Genomic DNA, 6312 nt, shown 5'->3' with positions numbered 1-6312 from the left:
GTCGTAGGTGGTAAAAGGAAGGCCAAAGCCAACACCAAAACCTTCATTCTCCTGATTTAATGAACTACTGGTTAACAATAAGGAGACCTCAGGACCCATACCGTAATTTGCATTAATACTAGCTAAAGGTAAATTTAGCGTAAAAGCACCCGTTCTTGGATCGATTCCCGTTTGTTGAGAACCAATGAAATTCTGACTTTGTGTAAAAAAATCCTTCATAAGCATTTGGTTTTTAGCATGCTATTAATCAAACAATAAGAGGCAAACTATTAATTTTCTTTTTCCCTCGATAAGACTGTTGGATTAGGTCATTTTATACTTGATAAATTCCTATTATTTACTGTTAGTATTACTTGTATCGTGACATTGGCAAGCTACTATTCGAACACATTTTCACTATTAGCAACTACCGTATTCCCGCCAACGACTGCATGTCCGTATACTCTTGCATTATCTTTTACAAGTGCCTGATCACGTACTATAGCCTCTTCAAAAACTTGTCCATAATTTTGAATAATAGCCTGACCATATACCTGTCCATTACCATATACACTTGCAAAATCATAGATTTTAGCTTGACCATACAGACGCCCATTATTTCTGATAGCAGCAAATACTCCATCTACCTGAGCTTCTTCAAAAACCTTAGCATTATCTACCACAAAAACAACTCCTTCAAGTACTGCATGATCATATACCTCAGCATTATTCAGTAGAGTTATATTTCCCTTTAATTGTGCATTACCGTATACTTGAGCGAAGTCTCCTAGAATAACCCTTCCTTCAAGTAGAGCATGTCCATGTATTTTACAGTTCAAACTCATAATCCCGTAACCGGCAACAAAAGCGTAATCATATATTTCTGTATTTCCAGTTACAAGAACATTTTCACAAACATGAGCCTCATCATATACTTTGGCATTTCCCTGAATAACTGCAGCTCCATATATTTGAGCCTTACCATATACTTCACTAGCGTCCCTAATCATAGCCGTATCAAAAACCCTTGCTTCTCCATATACTTTGCTCACACCACTTATTGTCACATCCCCCTGAATAACAGCATGTTCTTTAATTTCAGCTTCATCACATATTATAATAGCTCCAGCTACCTGAGCAAAACCAGCTACTTGTGCATGGTCAAATATTTTAGTTCTAAGGCCAACCTCAGCATTACCTGAAACCTTAGCATTACCGAATACTTTTGCAGAGTCATATACTTCAGCATAATCTGTAACGATTGCATTACCGGAAACCATGGCATTGCCATATACTTTTGCTTCTCCCCAGATCATACAACCTTCATAGTGACTTAAATTGAGTTCCTTTTCAATCCATCCTCCTTTTAATCCTGTACTATTCTCAACAATACGCCAAAGGGTATATCCATTGTGAATCATTGATTCATCCGTAAGCTTGTATTTACTTGTCATACTTTATTTTCTACTTATTATACTTGTCCTTTATACCACTTCAAATTTCAAAACCGCATCATTCAATGCTATTACTTCTATTTTAACATCATTACCGTATTGATCATATAATTTAAAGAACAAAGGCTCATTCCATTCATAGAAGCTCCATAGTGCTCCATGCCACACACGATAAGTCCAAAGACAAAGTCCTGCTCTATCGTGATTTGTTGAAGTCACCGTAATAGTCCAATTATTAGTGATGCCAAATACTGCAGTAAATAGAGCTCTTGGATCTGCTTCTACCGCACTATCTGTTGTTGTTGCAAAGGCCTTGTAATTTCCTTTTTGTTTATAATGAAACCAGTTATCATCCGAATTTTCTACTTGACTTATTGTAGCACCACTAGCGTCTGAAAAATCGATGTAATATTTCATCAAGAGTGAATTATATGTATCTGGTTTTACCAATTCAATGGTATTGATACGTATGTCTTGTAAAGTAAAAACACGTTTATTCAATACTTTTAACACAACATAATCGGGATCTACATTTCCATTGTTGTTTAACACAGCCGTTGTATATTCCATTTTGGTTGGAACACCTTGAAGAATAGGGTATATCTCACAACTAACACATAGTTTTATTTCCCCCATTTCTTCTTCTGTCGAAAGATAAAAAAGACTACTTGAACTCGTTCCGTCAGCTATAAAGTCAACCTTGTCTTGTCTAGCTGAAATAGCATATTTTCCTGCTTCATCACTGTATTCAAATTGACTGCCAAAGGGAATATTTTCGCTATCAACAAACTGAATATGCTTATAAATTTCTTGTCCATCCAGTTGAAAACTATCTCCATCTTCGTCCATTGCTTCCAATACAACTTCAATTTCAGCTTGTTGTTTTCCGTTGGCATAAATACTCGCTTGTTTAACATGAGTTTGACTATTGGCGTAGATTTTAAGAGATGCGATTGATACGATATCTTGCCAAGTATAATCGTAGTGATCAATATCTGTATCACCGCCAATTATTTCACTTCCCTTAATCACTGCATTACCGTGAATCTGTGCATTCCCCATGATAAAAGCACTTCCTCCTACTTTAGCATCCCCATATACTTGCGCATCTTCAAATACAAATGCTCGTTCTCTAACCCTTGCATTTTCATACACTTTTGCATTCCCTCTTATTGATGCCATATCATTTACTTTGGCATTTCCATATACTTGAGCATTATCCGTAACTAGTGCGGTATTTTCAACTCTTGCATCGTCATATACTTCTGCGTTCCGATCTATTTTTGCGAAATTTTTAACTAGTGCATGACCATACACTTTGGCAGATCCTTGTACTGTACTATCCCCTTCTAACATAGCATAATCAGTTATCATGGCATCCTCATATACCCTTGCATAACCTAAAACAGAAGCATTACCCCCTACTGTTGCATTTCCATATACCTTTGCATTTCCATATACCCTTGCATGACCAGATATCTCTGCATTTCCACTAATTGTAGCTTCGTTATCAATATAAGCATTGCCATATACTTTAGCTTCCTCCCAAACCATACAACCTTCTTCTTGGCTCAAGTTGTTGTAACCTTCAACCCATCCTCCCATTTCACCTGTTATCATATTTTGTATGCGCCAAAGGGTATGCCCTTTGTAATCCATAGATTCCTCTGTAAGTTGATATTTACTTGCCATAATTATATTTTTTTTAATTTGTTATTACTTTACACTATTTTACTATAGTAAACTTTAAAACTGCGTCATCTAATGTTTCTACCCTGATTTTAACGTCATTACCATAGAGATCAAAAAGAGAAAATTGCATCAGTTCATTCCATGCAGTATTTTTCCAAAGCGCACCATGCCATACGCGATAGGTCCACAAACAAAGACCAGGCATATCGTGATTTGTTGAAGTTACTTCTATAGTCCATTTATCTGTAATAACAAAAACTGCAGTATATATAGCGCTAGGATCTGCTTTTATTTTACTATCTGTAGTTGTCGAAAAGGCCTTATAATTACCTTTTTGTTTATAATGAAACCACAAACTTTCTTCACACTCCGCATGATGCATCGTAGCCATCGCTGTATCTTTAAATTTTACATAATGCTTTGTGAGAATTGAGTCATAACCATCTACTTTTTTCAATACAAATGTCTGAATATCAATTTCATGTAAATCAAAAGCACGTGGAAGTAACACCGTTAAAATAATATTATTGGGTGTGACGTTTCCATTGTTATTTTCGTTTGCCGTCGTATATTCAACCTTTTTCTCTACAGGATTTCCGAAAGGGTCTATTTTTTGATTTACTACACATCTCACGCAGACCTTTTCAGACCCTAAATCTTTATCTGTTGAAAAATAAAAAACACCGAGACTAGCAGTAGGTGCTTTCTCTTGTATTTTTTCAATAGGAAGGACATATTCGCCTGGATTAGCACTTACTTTGAGATCATTTCCATACGGTCTATTCAGCATATTGACAAATTCCATATGTTTAAAAACCTCATCTTCAGGAAGTATAATAATATTATTAGCTTTATCTTTTGCTACTAGATTAACATGCACCCCTACTTGGTGTCTTCCATTCGCATAGAGCCTATTTTCTCGTTGTCCTCCACTAAACACAATCTTTAAAGATTGAATAGAATTGACATCTTCCCAGGTATATTCTCTTTCAACTACACGTTGATTCCCAGTTATAATTCGTTCTCCTTTAATACAAGCATCTCCATAAATTGCTGCAGTCTCTTGAATAATTGCTTTACCACAAACTTCTGCTCGATCATATACAAGCGCTACGCCCTCTACAATAGCTTCATCATAAACCTTAGCCTCTCCATAGACTTGGCCTGTTTCTCTAATTTGTGCGCTTCCAAATACTTCTGCATTTCCACTAACACAAGCATCATCTGATACACAAGCTTCCCCATATACTTTTGCCTCTTCAGTAATCCAAGCTCCTCCTTCTTGACTCAAATTTTGTTCACCTTGAATCCATCCTCCTTTTTCTTGTGTTGCTATATATTGTATACGCCACAAAACGCAGCCTTTATGCGTCATTGACTCTTCTGTTATGATGTACTTTTTCATTTTTCTTTATTCTTCTATTATGTAACAATTATTAAATGTGATACTACTTATATCACGTAAGCCTCTAATGTTGTTCTGTCTTCCCGTGAAATTTTAATACCTAATTTTGCTTGATTTCCATAGATATCAAAAAGAGAACAAGACATTGGATAATCATAAAAAACAGTGGGGTCAGATTTTACCTTCGATTGAAAAACCCAAAAACATAATCCTACATATTCATGATTTTTACTAGTAACAGTAAACTTTTCCTCAACACCCATATTAAATGTAGTAGTAAACAGATCATCATTCACTTCAACCAAGCTGTCTGTAGAGCTAGCAGTATAATATGATGCGCTATCAAACTTTTGGACTTTACTATAATAAAAACTTGTATTATCTGTGCATTCTCCATGACGCAGTCGATGTATACCCCATGCTTGGAATCGCACATAGTTAGCTCTCAAGGTATAAGTAGACTCTTCCTTCTTACTTTCAACGACTTCGATATCCCCATCTGCAAAGATGTATTGTGGAACAATTTCTAAAGTCACGAAATCGGGCATAGGTCTTCTACTATTATTTTCTAATGCCGTAGAATATTCTTCTACTGTAACTACCCCATTTTTAACTCTAGTAATCAAACAACTAACACAAACTACAGTTTCTCCCATTGGCTCTACTGTGGATAAATAAACGAATGTAGAAGAGCTTTCTACAATACGTGAACTCGATTCGTCCTGTAGTACTCGACTAGCACAATAATCACCAGGTGAATCACTATATTCAAATCGATTATCAAAAGGATCATTCCTATAATTAACGAACACTATATTTTGGAAAATTTCAGTGGTAGGAATAGAAATATACTGTCCATGTTTATCTTTCGCTTCGAGCAGTACCTCTACTTCTACTTGATGTCTACCATTAGCATAAAGTTTAGCGAATTCCCCCCCTATTCCTCCTAGAATATAAAGTCTTAACTTAGAGAATGAATCTATATCATCCCACGTATATTGCCCATCGAAGAGCTCTTCATTACCTTCAACAATAGTACGTTTATCTACAATGACATGACCGTGAACTAATCCTTTATCTTTTACAACCGCATTATCTAGAATTTGACTATATCCATAAATACAGGCATAATTTTGAATTTCTGCATTTCCACTAATTTTAGCATGCCCATAGACAACTGCATGTCCCATTATTTCAGCGAATCGTTCAACTTTAGCATAACCAAATACTTGAGCCTCATTTTTCACAACAGCATCATTTGTGACTTCCGCATTTCCATAGATTTTAGCCTCATCAAAAACACTTACGTACGCTGAAACAACAGCATTACCAAACACTTCAGCCCCATCATATACATTTGAAAAACCGCTTATTATCGCATTATCATATACTCTGGCATTTCCATATACCTTGGCTTCATCTAAAACCATACATCTTCCTGCGTGACTTAAATTGGATTCACTTTCAACCCACCCCCCTTTTTTACCACTTGCTATATCTTCTATACGCCAGAGGGTACGCCCCCTATAATTCATCGACTCATCCGTAAGCTTGTATTTTTTCATATTCTTATTTTTTTTAAATTTCTTGGATTCTACTTTTTTGAATTTCTTTTTTATTTATTTCCGAATTCATATAATGGAATTTTTTCCTTCTTTTTAAAATTTATATTCTACTCTTTCATTCATTTGATTATTAATCACTTTTTTAAAAAAAACGACTTAGATAAAACTAGCATGATTATCAATCAGAATCTCAACAAAGAAGTTAAATCGCCGATCA

Annotated in this window: 4 protein-coding genes and 1 pseudogene; all 5 read right to left on the bottom strand. The window is 35.5% G+C overall.

The genetic code is table 11. The features are described 5' to 3' along the window. Positions 1 to 219, bottom strand: a pseudogene (locus ACUTSE_RS16525) (type IV secretion protein Rhs); the annotation flags it as partial. 158 nt (positions 220 to 377) lie between these two features. Continuing rightward, positions 378 to 1433, bottom strand: a complete 1056-nt coding sequence (locus ACUTSE_RS16520) for a hypothetical protein (RefSeq protein ID WP_445641030.1) — start codon at positions 1431 to 1433, stop codon at positions 378 to 380. Between the two features lie 30 nt (positions 1434 to 1463). Further along, complete coding sequence (locus ACUTSE_RS16515; protein WP_445641029.1) at positions 1464 to 3125, bottom strand: hypothetical protein; 1662 nt, start codon at positions 3123 to 3125, stop codon at positions 1464 to 1466. 34 nt (positions 3126 to 3159) lie between these two features. Continuing rightward, the gene (locus ACUTSE_RS16510; protein ID WP_445641028.1) at positions 3160 to 4530 is read right to left on the bottom strand and encodes a hypothetical protein; all 1371 of its coding nucleotides are present in this window, start codon (positions 4528 to 4530) and stop codon (positions 3160 to 3162) included. 47 nt (positions 4531 to 4577) lie between these two features. Then, positions 4578 to 6095, bottom strand: coding sequence for a transferase (locus tag ACUTSE_RS16505; protein WP_445641027.1), 1518 nt, complete (start codon positions 6093 to 6095; stop codon positions 4578 to 4580). Between the last annotated feature and the right edge of the window lie 217 nt (positions 6096 to 6312).

The organism is Myroides sp. TSA_177.3, assembly GCF_052691955.1.
This window is presented reverse-complemented; position numbering and strand designations above follow the sequence as displayed.

Excerpts from the sequence above, each read along its gene's own strand:
- ACUTSE_RS16520 (WP_445641030.1), bottom strand. The coding sequence starts at position 1,433 with ATGACAAGTAAATACAAGCTTACGGATGAATCAATGATTCACAATGGA.
- ACUTSE_RS16515 (WP_445641029.1), bottom strand. The coding sequence starts at position 3,125 with ATGGCAAGTAAATATCAACTTACAGAGGAATCTATGGATTACAAAGGG.
- ACUTSE_RS16510 (WP_445641028.1), bottom strand. The coding sequence starts at position 4,530 with ATGAAAAAGTACATCATAACAGAAGAGTCAATGACGCATAAAGGCTGC.
- ACUTSE_RS16505 (WP_445641027.1), bottom strand. The coding sequence starts at position 6,095 with ATGAAAAAATACAAGCTTACGGATGAGTCGATGAATTATAGGGGGCGT.